Here is a 16,932-nt window from a genome sequence, read left to right as displayed (position 1 = left end):
ACCCTCGCGGCCCTCGTACGCCTGCGGACGGCCGGAGGGCTCGCGCCCGCCCACTCCGCCGCCGAGCACCTGCTGCGCTCACCGCGCGCCGGAAGCGGCGCCGCCGCGGGCATCGGGGCGGCGCGCGAGGAGCTGACCGAACTGCCCGGCGCCTGGCGGGAGGCGCTGGCCGCGGCCCGTGCCGCGCGCGCCGAACCGCGGCTGGGCCCGGTCGCGCAGTGGGACGCCATCGGCGCGTACCGGCTGCTGACCGGCCTGCCGGCCAGGCAATCCGATGAAACGATTCGCCCGCTGCTCTCCCCCGCCCACGCCGAACTGGCCCGCACCGCCGAGGCGTTCCTGGACTGCGCGGGCCAGGCGAGCCGCACGGCGCAGGCCCTCGGCATCCACCGCCAGACGCTCTACTACCGCCTCGGCCGGGTCGAGAAGCTCACCGGCCTGGACCTCGACGAGGGCACCGACCGCCTCCTGCTCCACATGGCGCTGAAATCGGCGCGGCTGTAAGGCGCCCGCTTCTGTGTTCTGCTGGAGGAAGAAGGCTCCTGGAAGGAGGAGCGCCATGCTGCACCCCCGCATCGTGGCCCCCGCGCCGGCACAGCCCGGCAGCCTCCTGCCGCGGCGTGAGCTGGCTGCCGCCTGGACCCTCATGATCCTGCTCGCCGGCCTGGCATGGATTCTCACCGTGGCCCAGTCCCGCGACATGGGCATGGAACCGGGAACGATGGGGATGGCGCTGCCGCTCTTCCTGCTGCTGTGGGTGACCATGATGGTGGCGATGATGTTCCCTTCGGTGGCCCCGGTGGCCATCGCCTGGGCGCAGGCGATCAGCCGGCAGTCGGCCGGCGCCACCCGCGCCGCGCGCATCGCCCAGTTCGCCGCGGGCTACCTGCTCTCCTGGACAGCCTTCGGTCTGCTCGCATACGGAGCGCTGACGGCGACCGGGAGGCTGGTGGACAGCCATCCCGGTGCAGGTCGCTGGCTGGGCACCGCCGTCTTCCTGCTCGCGGGGCTGAGTCAGTTCGGGCCGCTGAAGCGGGTGTGCCTGCTCCACTGCCGGAACCCCCTGGCGCACCTGGTCCGGTACGCGCACTTCCGGCCGTGGGCCCGGGATCTGCGCGTGGGCGCGCACCACGGGCTCTACTGCGTGGGCTGCTGCTGGGGCCTGATGATCATCCTCATCCCGCTCGGTGTGATGAACGTGGCGGCCATGGCCGGGCTGGCGGCGGTGATCTTCTTGGAGAAGCTGTGGCGGTGGGGCCCGTGGCTCACCTGGGCGGTCGGCATCGCCTTCCTGGTCCTGGCCGCGCTCGCGCCGTTCCAGGACGGGTTGCTGCCCGGCCTGGAGATGTCCGAGCACTCGATGATGTAGCCGCTCGCTTCCCGGGCCGACGAGGCGCACGATGGAAGGTGCAGGCCGTTCGGGATCCCGGGAACGGCTCGGGACACGGTCTCGCCACTCCACGTGAGCTCCCCTCGGCTCGACGGGGAGGGAAGCGAAATGACTGAGCAGGTCACTACCGACACGCGCTGGCATCTGGCCGGCGACTGGTTCGATGTGTGCAAGTGCGCCATCCCGTGCCCCTGCACGTTCGCGCAGCCCCCCACTTACGGTGACTGCGAAGGAGTGCTGGCCTGGCACATCCGGGAAGGCAACTTCGGCGACGTACGGCTCGACGATCTCAACGTAGTCATGCTCGGCTCCTTTACCGGCAACGCCTGGGCCCGCGAGCACACCGACGCATACGCCGCGGTCTTCTTCGACGAGCGCGCCGACGACCGGCAGCGCGCCGCCCTCCAGAACATCTTCGGCGGCGAGGCGGGCGGCTGGCCCGCGGAGTTCGGCGAGATGTTCGGCCCCGAGATGCGGGGCATGGAGTTCGCTCCCATACGGATCGAGGTCGACGAGGACCTGGCCGCATGGCGCGCGGAGATCCCCGGGCGGGTATCGGCGAGCGCGGAGGCGCTGACCGGGCCGACCACCCCGGAAGGGGCACGGGTACAGGTGCACAACGCGCCGGGCTCCGAGGTCGGGCCGGGCCAGGTCGCCACCTGGGGACGGGCCACCACCGACCGCGCCGACGCGTACGGCTTCTCCTGGGACCGCTCCGGGAAGTCGAGCAAGCACTTCCCCTTCGACTGGAGCGGGGGCCCGGCTGCCTAGCGGCTGCGGCGCCCCGGCCGGACCGGGCGCCGCACAGGAAACACCGGCTTCATCTTGCACGTATGCGCGGGTAACACGGCTTTCCTAGGGTCCCCGCCATGGATACAGGCGTGTACCCGCAGCAGGACACCGAGCAGGCACAGTCCTCGCCGGCCGCACCGTCCGCCGGCGAGGCCGCCGACGGGGCGAAGGCTGCCGACGAGACGCTGGAGGACTACACCCTCCGCTTCGCGCCGCGCAGTTACCGCCGGTGGACGCCGATGGTCGTGGCCACCACCGCGCTGGGCGGGATCGCCTACCTGGCCGACTTCTCCATCGGCGCGGGCATCGGCCTCGCGCACGGCACCGGGAACGCGCTGGCCGCCATCCTGGTCGCGGCCGCGGTCATCTTCGTGACCGGCTTCCCGCTCGCGTACTACGGGGCGCGCTACAACATCGACCTCGACCTGATCACCCGCGGCTCCGGCTTCGGGTACTACGGCTCGGTGCTGACCAGCGTCATCTTCGCCAGCTTCACCTTCATCTTCTTCGCCACCGAGGGGTCGATCATGGCGCAGGGGCTGAAGCTCGGCCTCGGTCTGCCGCTGTGGCTCGGGTATCTGGTCTCCACCCTCCTGGTGATCCCGCTGGTCGTGTACGGCATGAAGGCGCTCAGCAAGCTCCAGGTGTGGACGACGCCCGTCTGGCTGCTGCTGATGGTCGGCCCGCTGGCCTACCTGGTCGCCACCGACCCCGGTACCGTGCACCACTTCCTGGCGTACCCGGGCACCGGCGGCGACGGCGGCCTGAACACCGCCTCGGTACTGCTCGGCGCGGGCGTGTGCCTGTCGCTGATCGCGCAGATCGGCGAGCAGATCGACTATCTGCGGTTCATGCCGCCCAAGACCCGGGAGAACCGGCGCAGTTGGTGGACCGCCGTGATCATGGCGGGCCCCGGCTGGGTGGTGCTGGGCGCGCTGAAGCAGGCCGCCGGCATCTTCCTCGCGGTCTACGCCCTCGCCGAGGTCGCCCCGGCGGCCGCCGCCGAGCCGATCCAGCAGTTCAAGGGCGCCTTCGACGCGATGCTGCCGCCCTGGCTCGTGCTCCCCCTCGCCGTGGTCCTCGTCGTGATCAGCCAGATCAAGATCAATGTGACCAATGCCTACTCCGGCTCGCTGGCCTGGACGAACTCCTTCACCCGGGTCACCAAGCGCTACCCCGGCCGGATGGTCTTCGTGCTCGCCAACCTCGGCATCGCGCTGATCCTGATGGAGGCCGACATGTTCAGCTTCCTCAACGCCGTGCTCGGCTTCTACTCGAACTGCGCCATCGCCTGGATCGTCACGGTCGCCACCGACATCATGGTCAACAAGTACCTGCTGAAGCTCTCCCCGCACGCCCCCGAGTTCCGCCGCGGCATGCTGTACGCGGTCAACCCCGTCGGCGTGGTGGCCTTCACCGCCGCCTCCGGCCTGTCGATCGCGATGTACTTCCACGCGCTCGGCGACACCCTGCAGCCGTACTCCCCCGTCGCCGCCGCCGTCCTCGCCTTCGTCCTCACCCCGCTGATGGCCGTGGTCACCAAGGGCCGGTACTACCTGCGGCGGACCGCCGACGGGATCGCCGAACCCCTGCTGGACGCGGACGGCAACCCGAGCGCGCGCACGTACACCTGCCACGTCTGCCGGCAGGAATTCGAGCGCCCCGACGTGGCTGCCTGCCCGGCCCACGACGCGGTGGTCTGCTCACTGTGCCTGAGTACGGACCGCACGGGCGCGCACGTCCTGCCCGCGGCGCCCGCGGGCGCCTGATCCCGCCGCGTACCCCCGCTTACACGAAAGGCGACGCCTGCCCGTGCTGAACCGGGCAGGCGTCGCATGATCGTGTGCGGCGAGCGGAGAACCGCCCGTGGCTCACCAGGTGTGCCCCGTGTCCTCCTCGCCGGTCTCCTTGGTCTCCTTGCGGCCGGCGCGGCCCATGGGGCCCGTCCGGCCCTTGCGGGTCGCCGTGTCCACGCCGTCGTCGAACTCCAGCTGCTCCCGGCGGACCTCGGTCGACACCTCCTGCTGCTCGGTGACCCGGTCGGTCTCCAGCCGGACCCGCTCGTAGGGCCGCGTCTCCTTGCGGATCACGGGCTCCTCGCGGTGCAGCGTGATGTCGTACTCGCCGTCCTCCAGGTTCACGGGAGCGCCACCGGTCCGGCGGGCCTCCTCCTCGGAGATCGGCTCGCGGGTGATACGGGCCTCCTCGTGGGTGACCGGCACGGTCCGGCTCACGTTCTCGGTCACCACGTGCTTCCGCAGATGCGCGTGACCGCTCTCGTGCTCCTCGACACCGAACTCGGCGCGCTCCTCCGAGAGCGTCATCTCGGGGTTCTGCTCCTTACGGGAACGCCGGTCCGCGTCCGCCGGACCGCCGCGCGACATGGCCATCTGCCCGGCGCCCGCGCCGGCCATCGGCCGGTCGGCCTCGGGACGGGTGTTCTGCCCGGTCATGCCGGCCGCACCCGCGGTGCCCATGCCACCGGCGGCGGCTGCGGTACCCATACCTCCGGCCTGCCCCGTGCCCGTGTCGCGGCCCATGCCGCCCCGGCCCGATCGGGTCAGACCGTAGTGCCGGTACAGGCGCTCCTCCTCCGACGGTTCGAGGTGACCGTCGGCGTCCATCCGCGGAGCGTCCTTGATCTGGTCCTTGGTGTGCGGAACACGTATCGCGTCGTCCACCCGCGTGCACCCGGCCAGCGGGACGAAGGTCTCCTTCGTACCGAACAGCCCGGTGCTCACCGTGATCCACTCCGGCTCATTGGTGGCGTCGTCCCGGTAGACCTGCTGGACAGTGCCGACCTTCCCGCCGTCGGCGTCGATCACATTCAGCCCGGCCAGGTCATGGGGGGTGTCGCCCAGAGGTGCATTCATGGCGTCTCTCCTTTCGCGCGCGCCTGCAGGAGAGGCACACGCCACTCCCATTGCGCACCCCATGGGGCCGCGCAGCGAGTCGGGAGCACACCGGCCGGGCTGCGGCTACCGGTCGGAACCGGCCCCGAAGCCGCTCGTGGGGGCGGAGCGCGGCACCGTCCGGTGCGGCGCCCCACCCCCCGTTACTACTCCATTCGAGTGACGGCCCGCGGCTGGCTCAGCTCCCGCTGCCGTACGGGCGGGTGATCAGCTCCATGTAGTGGCCGTCCGGGTCGGGGAAGTACACGCCGCGGCCGCCGTCGTTGGTGTTGATCTCGCCGGGGCGGGTGCGGTGCGGGTCGGCCCAGTACGTCAGGCCCAGCTCCTTGATCCGGCCGAAGCTGCGGTCGAACTCGTCCTCGCTGATCAGGAATGCGTAGTGCTGCGGCGTGATCTCGCCGTCGTCCTGCGCGAAGTCGAGGGTGACCCCGTTGTCCATCACCACGGGGAGGAAGGGCCCGAACTCGGGCTGCACCTGCAGTCCGAGGATGTCCGCGAGGAACTCCGCCGACCGCTTCCGGTCACTGGCGTGCACAATCGTGTGGTTCAGCTCAACTGCCATGGATGGCCTCCCTGTTGTCCCTGCCGAGCCTAGGCTTCCCGGCGGCCGCTGCCATCGTCCGCTGGTCGGAATGGCGATCCGGGCGGGTCCTAGGGCGAAAGGCGGGGAACGGCGAAGGGCCCGGACGGAAGGAATCCGTCCGGGCCCTCGCGCAGGCGTGCCGCGTCAGTCGGTGAGGTTCACCGTGCGCGCGGAGGTGGCGCCGATCTCCTCGGCGATCTCCGTGAGCACCGGGGCCGCGATCGTGTCGTCGACGGTCAGCGCGACCAGCGCCTCGCCGCCCACGTCGGCGCGGGAGACCTGCATGCCGGCGATGTTGATGCCCGCCTCGCCCAGGATGCGGCCGAGCGTGCCGACCACGCCGGGGCGGTCGCTGTAGCGCAGGAAGGCCATGTGGTCGGCGAGCGCCAGGTCGATGCTGTGGTCGTTGACGGCCACGATCTTCTGCTGGTGCTTGTGGCCGGCCAGCGTGCCGGAGACCGAGATCTCCTCGCCGCCGGAGAGCGTGCCGCGCACGGTCACCACATTGCGGTGCTCGGGCGACTCGCTGCTCGTGGTCAGGCGTACCTCCACGCCGCGCTCCTGCGCGAAGAGGGGGGCGTTGACGTACGAGACGGTCTCGTCGACGACGTCCTCGAAGACGCCCTTGAGCGCGGAGAGCTCCAGCACCTTCACGTCGTGCTGAGTGATCTCGCCGTACACCTCGACGTCGAGGCGGACCGCGACCTCGCCCGCCAGCGCGGTGAAGATCCGGCCGAGCTTCTCGGCCAGCGGCAGACCGGGCTTCACGTCCTCGGCGATCACGCCGCCCTGGACGTTGACCGCGTCCGGGACCAGCTCGCCCGCGAGCGCCAGGCGCACCGAGCGGGCCACCGCGATACCGGCCTTCTCCTGCGCCTCACCGGTCGAGGCGCCCAGGTGCGGGGTGCACACGACCTGGTCGAACTCGAAGAGCGGGGAGTCCGTGCAGGGCTCGGAGGCGTACACGTCCAGGCCGGCGCCGGCGACCCGGCCCTCCTTGAGGGCGGAGGCGAGGGCGGCCTCGTCCACGATGCCGCCGCGCGCGGCGTTGACGATCCGGACGGACGGCTTGACCTTGTGCAGCGCCTCGTCGCCGATGAGGCCGACGGTCTCCGGGGTCTTCGGGAGGTGGACCGTGATGAAGTCCGAGACCTGGAGCAGCTCGTCCAGGGAGAGCAGCTTGACGCCCATCTGGGCGGCGCGCGCGGGCTGGACGTACGGGTCGTACGCGACGACCTTCATGCCGAAGGCGGACATCCGCTGGGCGACCAGCACGCCGATGCGGCCGAGGCCGACGACGCCGAGGGTCTTCTCCGCCAGCTCGACGCCGGTGTACTTGCTGCGCTTCCACTCGCCGTTCTTCAGGGCGGTGTTCGCCTGCGGGATGTTGCGCGCGGTGGCGACCAGCAGGCCGCAGGCCAGCTCGGCGGCGGTGACGATGTTGGAGGTCGGCGCGTTCACGACCATCACGCCGGCCTTGGTGGCGGCGGAGACGTCGACGTTGTCCAGGCCCACGCCCGCGCGGGCGACGACCTTGAGCTTCTTCGCGGCGGCGATGGCCTCGGCATCGACCTTGGTCGCGGAGCGCACGAGGATCGCGTCGACGTCGGCGATGGCGGGGATCAGCTGGGCGCGGTCCGCGCCGTTGCAGTTCCGGATCTCGAAGTCCGGGCCGAGCGCGTCGACGGTCGCGGGCGACAGCTCTTCGGCGATCAGTACGACGGGTTTGGCGGAGGCAGTGCTCACGTGGTCTTCAGTCCTCACTAAATCCTTCGCGGACGGCCGTCCCGACGGCCGAAGGCGGTGAAGGGGGCAGCCGCGTGGAAGACGCACGACGTTGTGAGCCTGACGCGCTTGTGGTCAGCAGTGTAGTGGCGTTTCAGGGCTCCTCCTTCGCCGGTCCGGAAGGATCACCCGTGCGTGGTTCTACGCAGTGGACAAGGCGGCGGCGGAAGGGGCCGTGCCGATGCGGCACGGCCCCTCGCGCATGAGGCTTACGCCTCCTCGTCCACCCAGCTCATCAGGCCACGCAGCTTCTTGCCGGTGGTCTCCAGGAGGTGGTCCGCGTCGGCCTTCTTGTACTCGTTGTACTTCGGCAGGCCGTCCGCGTACTCCTTCATCCAGGTGTTGGCGAAGGTGCCGTCCTGGATCTCGCCGAGGACCTTCTTCATCTCGGCCTTGGTGGCGTCGGTGACGATCCGCGGGCCGGTGACGTAGTCGCCCCACTCGGCGGTCTCGGAGATCGACCAGCGCATCTTCTCCAGGCCGCCCTCGTACATGAGGTCCACGATCAGCTTCAGCTCGTGGAGGCACTCGAAGTACGCGATCTCGGGCTGGTAACCGGCCTCGACCAGGGTCTCGAAACCGGCCTTGACCAGGGCGGCGGTGCCGCCGCAGAGCACGGCCTGCTCGCCGAACAGGTCGGTCTCGGTCTCCTCGGTGAAGGTCGTCTTGATGACGCCCGCACGGGTGCCGCCGATGCCCTTGGCGTACGAGAGGGCGAGCGCGAAGGCGTTGCCCGAGGCGTCCTGCTCGACCGCCGCGATGCACGGCACGCCGCGGCCCTCTTCGTACTGGCGGCGGACCAGGTGGCCCGGGCCCTTGGGGGCGACCATGCAGACGTCGACGTTGGACGGGGGCTTGATGAAGCCGTAGCGGATGTTCAGGCCGTGGCCGAAGAACAGGGCGTCGCCGTCCTTGAGGTTGTCCTTGACGGACTCCTCGTAGACCTTGGCCTGGATCGGGTCCGGCACCAGGATCATGATGACGTCGGCCTCGGCGGCCGCCTCGGAGGGGCTCACCACGCGCAGGCCCTGCTCCTCGGCCTTCGCCTTGGACTTGGAGCCCTCGTGCAGGCCGACGCGCACGTCGACGCCCGAGTCGCGCAGCGACAGCGCGTGGGCGTGGCCCTGGCTGCCGTAGCCGAGAACCGCGACCTTACGGCCCTGGATGATGGACAGGTCGGCGTCGTCGTCGTAGAACAGCTCGGCCACTTCGGGTATCTCCTTGGTACTAGCTGGTGCCCACAGACTATGCCGGGGCTGGGGGGTGAAAGCTCAGGGTCTCGCCATGCGGGCAGCGGCCGCGGGCGAGGGGGCGTGTTCCGGCCGCGGCGGGTCCCGCGGCCGGAGTACGCGGGTCAGGCCGAACGGTCCAGGGCGCGCAGCGAGCGGTCCGTGATGGACCGGGAACCGCGCCCTATGGCGATCGTGCCGGACTGCACCAGCTCCTTGATGCCGAACGGCTCCAGCATCTTGAGCATGGCTTCCAGCTTGTCGGCGCCGCCGGTGGCTTCGATGGTGACGGCCTCCGGCGAGACGTCCACGGTCTTGGCGCGGAACAGCTGGACGATCTCGACGATCTGGGAGCGCGTCTCGTTGTCCGCGCGGACCTTGACCAGGACCAGTTCGCGGTGGATGGCCGAGGACGGCTCCAGCTCGACGATTTTCAGGACGTTGACCAGCTTGTTCAGCTGCTTGGTGACCTGCTCCAGCGGGAGCGATTCGACATTCACGACAATGGTGATGCGTGAGATGTCGGGGTGCTCCGTGACACCGACGGCGAGTGAGTCGATGTTGAAGCCGCGGCGGGAGAACAGCGCGGCGATCCTGGCCAGGATACCCGGCGTGTTCTCCACCAGGACGGAGAGCGTGTGCTTGGTCATGTGCTCGGTCTCTTCTCTTCTGTCCTGGCCGGTCAGTCGTCTTCGTTGTCGCCGAAGTCGGGGCGCACCCCGCGGGCCGCCATGACCTCGTCGTTGGAGGTGCCGGCCGCGACCATCGGCCAGACCATGGCGTCCTCGTGGACGATGAAGTCGACGACGACCGGGCGGTCGTTGATGGCGTTGGCCTTGGCGATCACGGCGTCCAGCTCGGCCGGGTCCTCGCAGCGCATCGCGACGCAGCCCATGGCCTCGGACAGCTTCACGAAGTCCGGGCAGCGGGTGCCGGTGTTCGGGGCCGGCTCGTCGTCCGGGCCGCGGTGCAGCACGGTGTTGCTGTACCGCTGGTTGTAGAACAGGGTCTGCCACTGGCGGACCATGCCCAGCGCGCCGTTGTTGATGATCGCGACCTTGATCGGGATGTTGTTCATCGCGCAGGTGACCAGTTCCTGGTTGGTCATCTGGAAGCAGCCGTCGCCGTCGATCGCCCACACCGGGCGGTCCGGCTGTCCGGCCTTGGCGCCCATGGCGGCCGGGACCGCGTAGCCCATCGTTCCGGCGCCGCCGGAGTTCAGCCAGGTGGCGGGCTTTTCGTAGTCGATGAAGTGGGCGGCCCACATCTGGTGCTGGCCGACGCCCGCGGCGTAGATGGTGCCCTCCGGCGCCAGCTGCCCGATGCGCTGGATGACCTGCTGCGGGGAGAGGCTGCCGTCCTCGGGGAGGTCGTAGCCGAGCGGGTAGTTCTCGCGCCAGCGGTTCAGGTCGTTCCACCAGGCGGCGTAGTCGCCGGTGCGGCCGGCCTCGTGCTCGGCCTGGACCGCCACGATCAGGTCGGCGATGACCTCGCGGGCGTCGCCGACGATCGGCACGTCGGCCATGCGGTTCTTGCCGATCTCGGCCGGGTCGATGTCCGCGTGCACGATCTTGGCGTACGGGGCGAAGCTGTCGAGCTTGCCGGTGACGCGGTCGTCGAAGCGGGCGCCCAGCGCGACGATCAGGTCGGCCTTCTGCAGCGAGGTCACCGCGGCCACCGAGCCGTGCATGCCGGGCATGCCCAGGTGCTGCGGGTGGGTGTCGGGGAAGGAGCCCAGCGCCATCAGGGTGGTGGTGACGGGGGCGCCGGTCAGCTCGGCGAGGACCTTGAGCTCGGCCGTCGCGCCGGCCTTCATGACGCCGCCGCCGACGTAGAGCACCGGGCGCTTGGCGTCGGTGATCAGCTTGGCGGCCTCGCGGATCTGCTTGGCGTGCGGCTTGGTCACCGGGCGGTAGCCGGGCAGGTCGGTCTGCGGCGGCCAGGAGAAGGTGGTCCTGGCCTGCATGGCGTCCTTGGCGATGTCCACCAGGACGGGGCCCGGACGGCCGGTCGAGGCGATGTGGAACGCCTCGGCGATCGTCCTGGGGATGTCGGCGGGGTCGGTCACCAGGAAGTTGTGCTTGGTGATCGGCATCGTGATGCCGCAGATGTCCGCCTCCTGGAAGGCGTCCGTGCCGATCGAGGCGGAGGCCACCTGGCCGGTGATCGCGACCAGCGGGACGGAGTCCATGTGCGCGTCGGCGATCGGGGTGACCAGGTTCGTGGCGCCGGGGCCGGAGGTGGCGATGCAGACACCGACCTTGCCGGTGGCCTGGGCGTAACCGGTGGCCGCGTGGCCCGCGCCCTGCTCGTGGCGGACCAGGATGTGGCGGACCTTCTGAGAGTCCATCATCGGGTCGTACGCCGGGAGGATCGCACCGCCGGGAAGGCCGAATACGGTGTCGGCCCCGACCTCCTCGAGAGAACGAATGAGGGACTGCGCGCCCGTGACGTGCTCGACGGCGGAGGCGGACTGCTGAGATCCGCCGGAACGGGCCCGCGGCTGCGGATGGTGGGCCCCGGTGGCCTGCTCGGTCATCTGCGTCTCTTCTCGGAGGTGAGGGTTTTGATGTGATTTGGCGGTGCTGGTGCAACAAAAAACCCCTCGTGCCGTCAGGCAAGCGAGGGGAGCGCGTCGGTGCGGTGCGCCGGGCTACTGCATGGCCCGGCTTCAGCCGACGCGCTGTCCAAGTACGAGAATTCGGGTGCGCATGGCTCTGACCTTCCCCCCGGCGCACCTGGAGTGTCAAGTGGGTGGGACGGGGGTCTCACTATTTGAGCGCAACGGGGGATGGCTGATGGCATCGGGGCCGCCGGGCACTTCCCCGGCGCCGAGCCGTCGTGGCAGCTCTCCCAGCCGCCCGCCGCCGCCCGGCTCCCGGGGCCCGGCCGCCCGCCGCGCGGCCGGCACGGTGCTGCTCAGCACCATCTCGCGCCCCTCGGGCAGCAGCCCGGGGAGTGGATACGCGCCGATGCCGAGCGCCCGGCGCAGCCGGTGCTCGTCCAGCGGTCCGGAGAACGCCATGCCCTGGCCGTGCGTGCAGCCCATCGCGCGGAGCGCGCTGACCTGCTCGGGCCGGTCCACGCCGTCGGCCACGGACTGCAGTCCCAGGTCGCCGGCGATCCGCAGCAGCCCCGCGGTGATCTTGTGCAGCCGCGCGGACTCCACGACGCCGTCGATCAGGCCGCGGTCCAGCCGCAGCACGTCGATGGGCAGCCGGCGCAGCGCGCTGATCGCGGCGTATCCGCTGCCGAAGCCGTCCAGCGCGATCCGTACGCCGAGCCGCCGCAGGGCCGCCAGCCGGCGCTCCAGCTCGTCCAGCGGGATCCTCGGGTCGCTGTCGGAGAGCTCCAGCAGCAGCGACCCGGACGGCAGGCCGTGCCGCGCGAGTAACGTCTCGATGCTCCGGGGCGGGAGCTTGCGGTCCAGCAGCCGCCGGGCGGAGAGCCGGACGGCGACGCAGACCGCGTGGCCCGCGTGGTGCCGCCGCGCCGCCTGCTCGACGGCCTCCTCCAGCAGCCAGCGCCCCAGCTCGGCGGTGCGCTCGCCGTCGTCGGCGAGCGCCTGGCCGCGCTCGCCGACCCGCAGGAATTCGGCGGGGGTGAAGAGGATGCCCTGCGCGGAGCGCCAGCGGGCCTGGGCCGCGACGGCCGTGATCCGGCCAGTGGCGAGCTCCACGACGGGCTGGTGGAGCAGCGCGAATTCGCCGTCGTGCAGCGCCGCGCGCAGCCTCGTCGCGATCTCGGAGCGGCGCACCACGTCGGCCTGCATCTGAGGTGCGTACAGCTCCACGCGGCCCTTGCCGGCCTGCTTGGCGCGGTACATCGCCAGATCGGCGTTGCGCATCAGTCCTGCCGGGGTGACGCCGGGCTCGGCGAAGGCCACGCCGATGCTGGCCGCGACCCGGACGTCCTGGCCGTCGATGCGGTACGGCTCGGACAGCCTGATCCGCAGCCGGTCGGCGATCTCGTGGACGCGGAACTCCCGGCTCGTACGGTCGTGGCTGCCGTCGCCGGTGATGAGCGCGGCGAATTCGTCGCCGCCCAGGCGCGCGGCGATGTCACCGGCGCGTACGGATTCGGCCAGCCTGCGGGCGGCCTGAATCAGCAGCTCGTCCCCGGCCTGGTGTCCGATGGTGTCGTTGACCTGTTTGAATCCGTCCAGGTCGATGTAGAGCACGGCCGTGTCGTGGTCGGAGGAGCGGCGGCCGCTGACAGCCTGGCTGACCCGCTCGGTGAACAGCGCGCGGTTGGGCAGGTCGGTGAGCGCGTCGTGCGAGGCGTTGTGCTGGAGCTGGGCCTGGAGGCGCACCCGCTCGGTGACGTCGCGGGAATTGAAGATCAGGCCGCCTTCGTGGCGGTTGACCGTGGACTCGACGTTCAGCCATTCCTCGCCGCCGGGGCGGCCGCCGCCGGCCCGGAAGCGGCATTCGATGCGGGTGGTGGGCTCCGCCTCGGGGTCGGCGGCCAGGAACCGCCGTACTTCGTGCACCACGCGGCCGAGGTCCTCGGGGTGGATCAAGGAGGCCAGCTCGGAGCCGACGAGGTCCTCGGCGTCGCGGCCGTAGACGCCGGAGGCGGCGGGGCTGACGTAGCGCAGTACGCCGGTCGGCGCGGCGATCATGATGACGTCGCTGGAGCCCTGCACCAAGGAGCGGAAGTGGTTCTCCTTCTGGGCCAGCTCCCGGGTGAGGGTGATGTTGTCCACGAGCATGATCCCCTGGCGCACGACCAGGGCGAGCACGACCGTGCAGCCGGTGAAGAGCACGACGTGGTCGATGCGGCGGCCGTCCAGGACGTTGAGCAGGATGCCCAGGGTGCAGACGGCGGCGGCGAGGTACGGGGTCAGTGCGGCGAGCGACCCGGCGATCGGGCGGCTGCCGGGGGGCACGGCCGCGCGCCGGGTGGCGCGCGTGAAGGCGTCCCCGGCGGAGTCCGTGCCGCAGCGCGCGGCGACCCACGGGGCGTACGCCAGCAGCATGGAGCCGGCGAACCAGCCGGCGTCGAGGATCTGCCCGGAGCGGTAGTGCTCGCGCAGCAGCGGCGAGGTGAACAGCGCGTCGCACAGCACGGTCAGCGCGAGCGCCGCGATGGCGGTGTTGATCGCCGAGCGGTGCGCCGAGGAGCGCTTGAAGTGCAGCGCGAGCACCATGCTCACCAGGACGATGTCCAGCAGCGGGTACGCGAGCGACAGGGCGCCCTGCGCGACCGTCTGGCCCTGGAAGTGGGCGTTGTGCGCGAGCGCCAGGCTCCAGGAGAGCGTGAGCAGCGAGCCGCCGATCAGCCAGGCGTCCAGCGCGAGGCAGACCCACCCGGCCCGGGTCACCGGCCGCTTGGCGAGCACCAGCAGGCCCACGATGGCCGGCGGCGCGAAGAGCAGGAAGCAGAAGTCGGCGACCGAGGGGCTGGGCACGGGGGCTTCGAGGACGACCTCGTACCATCCCCAGATGCCGTTGCCGAGGCCCGCCATCGCCGAGGAGGCCGCGAACAGCAGCCAGGCGGGTCGAAAGCGGTTGTGGTGCCTGCGGGCGTACAGCACACAGGAGACGGCGGCGGCCAGGGCGGCCGCGCTGAGCCCGAAGTCACCCATGATCAGGGCCAGTTTCTCCGAGCCCCAGCCGAACGCGGCGCCCGTGGCGTAACCGCCGCAGACGACGGCGAGCACGATCTGGGGCAGACTGCTCGCGGGCCGCGGCCGGGCCGGCGGGGCGAGCACCGCGCCGGAGGCGGTCACCGGGCTCTCCCCCGCGCGGTCCACCGGCGTGGTCGTGGCGGGCAAGGCCCGCGCTGCGTTCGTATCGCAGTGGGTACGCGCGGAACGCGCGTGTGCTCAGCGGTCCTTGTCTCGGTGGTGCATCGGCCGTACATCGCCCGTCGCCCCCCTCGGTTCCGGTCGTTCGCTGCGCGCCGCCACGTCCCGGCGCGGGCCCCGTTCGGGACGATACACCAGTTCCGTCACGCAGGGACATAGTCGCTCTACGGAGCGTGACTGGCAGGCGAGTTGGTCGCACACGACGCAATCGTACGACTCCGTAGAGCTACGCGCAACCCGTCAGTCGGCGGTGGTGATGATGTTCCGGAGAGGCTCGCCGGCGGCGAAGAGCCGCAGTTGATCACGGAGAAGCCGCTTCGCACGGGGCAGGAATGCAGTACTGGGGCCACCGACGTGCGGAGTGATGAGCACGCCGGGAGCGTGCCACAGGGGATGTGTGGCAGGCAGCGGTTCCGGATCGGTTACATCGAGTGCTGCCCGCAGCCGTCCCGACTCGAGTTCGGCGAGCAGAGCCTTGGTGTCGACGACTCCCCCGCGCGCGATGTTGACGAGCAGCGCGCCGTCCTTCATACGGGCCAGGAAATCGGCTCCGACCAGGCCACGAGTGTCTTCGGTGAGCGGCGTCGCCATGATCACGACGTCGGCTTCGGGCAACAGCGCGGGCAACTCCGCGAGTGGAAGCACAGGACCGCGCACGGTGTCACGAGCGGTGCGCGCAATGCGCGCCACCCGCGCACACTCAAAAGGCGTGAGCCGGTCCTCGATAGCACTTCCGATCGAACCGTAACCCACAATGAGGACGGACTTGTCGGCCAGCGAGTCACGGAAGGCCGGCCGCCACTCTCCCGCGTCCTGGGACCGCACGAATGCGGGGATGTCGCGGAGCGCGGCGAGAATGAGCGTGAGGGTGAGCTCGGCGGTGCTCGCGTCGTGCAGACCGCGCGCGTTGCACAGCTGGGCGCCGGCCGGCAATTGGGGCACGGCGGGCAGCATGTGCTCGATGCCGGCCGTGAGGGTCTGGACGACGCGTACGTTCGCCATCTCCGGGAGCGGCCGCAGGATCCGGTCGGCGGGCTTCATGTAAGGGACGGCGTAGAAGGCGCAGCGGGCGGGATCCGCGGGGTATTCGGGGCCGGCGTCCCAGTGGACGTAGGAGAGGTCCTCGGGGAGCCCGTCGATCTCGGCGGCGGGGATCGGGAGCCAGACGTCGGTGGCGCGAGTGGTGTCTGCGGAAGCCATGGCCCGAGGCTATGCGAAGAGTGCCCGTCATCAGACGTTAGTTTGGTCAGCGCCCTTGACCGGGGCGAGGGGACGGAGGCACGACCAGGTGGAGCGCAGGACAATCGGCGCGGCGGCGCTCGAAGTGGGCGCTATCGGGCTCGGCTGCATGCCGATGAACTGGGGGTACACCGCGTCGCAGCAGAGCGGGGAGAGCTCGGTACGGACCGTGCACGCCGCGCTCGACCGGGGCTGCACCCTGCTGGACACCGCCGATATGTACGGCCCGTTCACCAACGAACTGGTGCTGGGGCGGGCGCTGAAGCAGCGCCGGGACCAGGCATTTCTCTCGACGAAGGTCGGGCTGCTGGTCGGGGACCAGCACATCGTCGCCAACGGCCGCCCCGGCTATGTGAAGCGGGCCTGCGACGCCTCGCTGCGCCGGCTGCAGACCGACCACATCGACCTCTACCAGCTGCACCGCTCCGACCCCGAGGTGCCGATCGAGGAGACCTGGGGGGCGATGGCGGAGCTGGTGGCGGCCGGGAAGGTACGCGCGCTGGGGCTGTGCGCCGTGGGCGCGCGGGCTCCCCGGCGCCGCGGGGCCCGTACGCACGACCTCACGCTGCACCAACTGGAGCGCATTCAGCAGGTGTTCCCGGTCAGTACCGTGGAGGCGGAGCTGTCGGTGTGGTCGCCGGACGCGCTGGAGGCGCTGCTGCCGTGGTGCGAGACGCGCGGCGTGGGCTTCCTCGCGGCGATGCCGCTGGGCAACGGCTACCTCACCGGCACGCTGACGCCGGGTCAGGGCTTCGAGCCGGAGGATCTGCGGGCGCGGCACCCGCGCTTCACGGCGGAGATGATGGCCGCCAACCAGCCGGTGGTGGCGGGACTGCGCCGGGTGGGCGCACGGCACGGCGTGACGCCGGGCCAGATCGCGCTGGCGTGGGTACTGGCCCAGGGCCGGCACGTGGTCCCGATACCCGGCACGAAGAAGGAACGCTGGGCGGCCCAGAACGCCAAGGCGGCGGCGGTGCGGCTGACCCACCACGACCTCGCGGAGATCGCCTCGCTGCCACCGGCACGGGGCTCTTGGGACTGAGACGGGGCGCTTACGGGGTGGCCCGGCGCGCCTGGCCCGGCACGCTTGCGGGACGGCCCGGGGCGCTTGCGGGGTGGCCCGGCGCGCTTGCCCCGGCGCGCCTACGGGGGCGAATCGAACGCCACTGGCCCCCTGGCGGGGGGTTACC

13 protein-coding genes are annotated in these 16,932 nt (G+C 70.9%); 5 read left to right on the top strand and 8 right to left on the bottom strand.

Going from position 1 to position 16,932, the window contains the following annotated elements; genetic code table 11:
- The 4 genes from CCS38_RS07490 to CCS38_RS07475 form a co-directional block, all read left to right on the top strand.
- Positions 1-504: PucR family transcriptional regulator (locus tag CCS38_RS07490; protein ID WP_223732405.1), on the top strand; the 504-nt coding region annotated here is incomplete at its 5' end.
- Positions 505-559: 55 nt separating this feature from the next.
- Complete coding sequence (locus CCS38_RS07485) at positions 560-1,369, top strand: DUF2182 domain-containing protein (RefSeq protein ID WP_223732404.1); 810 nt, start codon at positions 560-562, stop codon at positions 1,367-1,369.
- 129 nt (positions 1,370-1,498) lie between these two features.
- Positions 1,499-2,161, top strand: coding sequence for a DUF1326 domain-containing protein (locus CCS38_RS07480; protein ID WP_223732403.1), 663 nt, complete (start codon positions 1,499-1,501; stop codon positions 2,159-2,161).
- Positions 2,162-2,259: 98 nt separating this feature from the next.
- Positions 2,260-3,951 carry a purine-cytosine permease family protein gene (locus CCS38_RS07475; RefSeq protein WP_223732402.1) on the top strand — a complete coding sequence of 564 codons (1,692 nt, stop codon included), beginning with the start codon at positions 2,260-2,262 and terminating at the stop codon, positions 3,949-3,951.
- A gap of 102 nt (positions 3,952-4,053) precedes the next feature.
- On the opposite strand, the gene CCS38_RS07470 is transcribed toward CCS38_RS07475, so the two are convergent.
- The 8 genes from CCS38_RS07470 to CCS38_RS07435 all read right to left on the bottom strand — a co-directional run bounded on the left by CCS38_RS07470 (position 4,054) and on the right by CCS38_RS07435 (position 15,703).
- The gene (locus CCS38_RS07470; RefSeq protein ID WP_223732401.1) at positions 4,054-5,055 is read right to left on the bottom strand and encodes a PRC and DUF2382 domain-containing protein; all 1,002 of its coding nucleotides are present in this window, start codon (positions 5,053-5,055) and stop codon (positions 4,054-4,056) included.
- 217 nt (positions 5,056-5,272) lie between these two features.
- Complete coding sequence (locus CCS38_RS07465) at positions 5,273-5,656, bottom strand: VOC family protein (protein WP_223732400.1); 384 nt, start codon at positions 5,654-5,656, stop codon at positions 5,273-5,275.
- A gap of 165 nt (positions 5,657-5,821) precedes the next feature.
- A complete protein-coding gene (serA, locus tag CCS38_RS07460) occupies positions 5,822-7,423 on the bottom strand; it encodes a phosphoglycerate dehydrogenase (protein ID WP_223732399.1) in 1,602 nt (533 codons plus the stop codon).
- Positions 7,424-7,671: 248 nt separating this feature from the next.
- Entirely contained in the window at positions 7,672-8,670 is a 999-nt protein-coding gene (gene ilvC, locus CCS38_RS07455; protein ID WP_030258096.1) for a ketol-acid reductoisomerase, read from the bottom strand.
- Between the two features lie 146 nt (positions 8,671-8,816).
- Positions 8,817-9,341: an acetolactate synthase small subunit gene (gene ilvN / locus CCS38_RS07450; RefSeq protein ID WP_223732398.1), complete on the bottom strand. Its 525-nt coding sequence runs from the start codon at positions 9,339-9,341 to the stop codon at positions 8,817-8,819.
- A 32-nt stretch (positions 9,342-9,373) separates the two neighbouring features.
- The gene (locus CCS38_RS07445) at positions 9,374-11,230 is read right to left on the bottom strand and encodes an acetolactate synthase large subunit (RefSeq protein ID WP_223732397.1); all 1,857 of its coding nucleotides are present in this window, start codon (positions 11,228-11,230) and stop codon (positions 9,374-9,376) included.
- A gap of 207 nt (positions 11,231-11,437) precedes the next feature.
- Positions 11,438-14,425, bottom strand: coding sequence for a putative bifunctional diguanylate cyclase/phosphodiesterase (locus CCS38_RS07440; protein ID WP_223732406.1), 2,988 nt, complete (start codon positions 14,423-14,425; stop codon positions 11,438-11,440).
- Positions 14,426-14,743: 318 nt separating this feature from the next.
- A complete protein-coding gene (locus CCS38_RS07435) occupies positions 14,744-15,703 on the bottom strand; it encodes a 2-hydroxyacid dehydrogenase (protein ID WP_223732396.1) in 960 nt (319 codons plus the stop codon).
- Positions 15,704-15,791: 88 nt separating this feature from the next.
- On the opposite strand from CCS38_RS07435, the gene CCS38_RS07430 reads away from it, so the two are divergent.
- Positions 15,792-16,784, top strand: a complete 993-nt coding sequence (locus CCS38_RS07430; RefSeq protein ID WP_223732395.1) for an aldo/keto reductase — start codon at positions 15,792-15,794, stop codon at positions 16,782-16,784.
- The last annotated feature ends 148 nt before the right edge of the window (positions 16,785-16,932 follow it).

Origin of the sequence: Streptomyces purpurogeneiscleroticus (assembly GCF_020024005.1) — a bacterium.
GTDB classification, from domain to species: Bacteria; Actinomycetota; Actinomycetes; order Streptomycetales; family Streptomycetaceae; genus Streptomyces; species Streptomyces purpurogeneiscleroticus.
Note: the sequence above shows the minus strand (reverse complement) of the source record. Positions and strands in the feature narration are given on the sequence as shown.

Excerpts from the sequence above, each read along its gene's own strand:
- CCS38_RS07485 (WP_223732404.1), top strand. The coding sequence starts at position 560 with ATGCTGCACCCCCGCATCGTGGCCCCCGCGCCGGCACAGCCCGGCAGC.
- CCS38_RS07475 (WP_223732402.1), top strand. The coding sequence starts at position 2,260 with ATGGATACAGGCGTGTACCCGCAGCAGGACACCGAGCAGGCACAGTCC.
- ilvN (WP_223732398.1), bottom strand. The coding sequence starts at position 9,341 with ATGACCAAGCACACGCTCTCCGTCCTGGTGGAGAACACGCCGGGTATC.
- CCS38_RS07445 (WP_223732397.1), bottom strand. The coding sequence starts at position 11,230 with ATGACCGAGCAGGCCACCGGGGCCCACCATCCGCAGCCGCGGGCCCGT.
- CCS38_RS07470 (WP_223732401.1), bottom strand. The coding sequence starts at position 5,055 with ATGAATGCACCTCTGGGCGACACCCCCCATGACCTGGCCGGGCTGAAT.
- CCS38_RS07480 (WP_223732403.1), top strand. The coding sequence starts at position 1,499 with ATGACTGAGCAGGTCACTACCGACACGCGCTGGCATCTGGCCGGCGAC.
- CCS38_RS07435 (WP_223732396.1), bottom strand. The coding sequence starts at position 15,703 with ATGGCTTCCGCAGACACCACTCGCGCCACCGACGTCTGGCTCCCGATC.
- CCS38_RS07465 (WP_223732400.1), bottom strand. The coding sequence starts at position 5,656 with ATGGCAGTTGAGCTGAACCACACGATTGTGCACGCCAGTGACCGGAAG.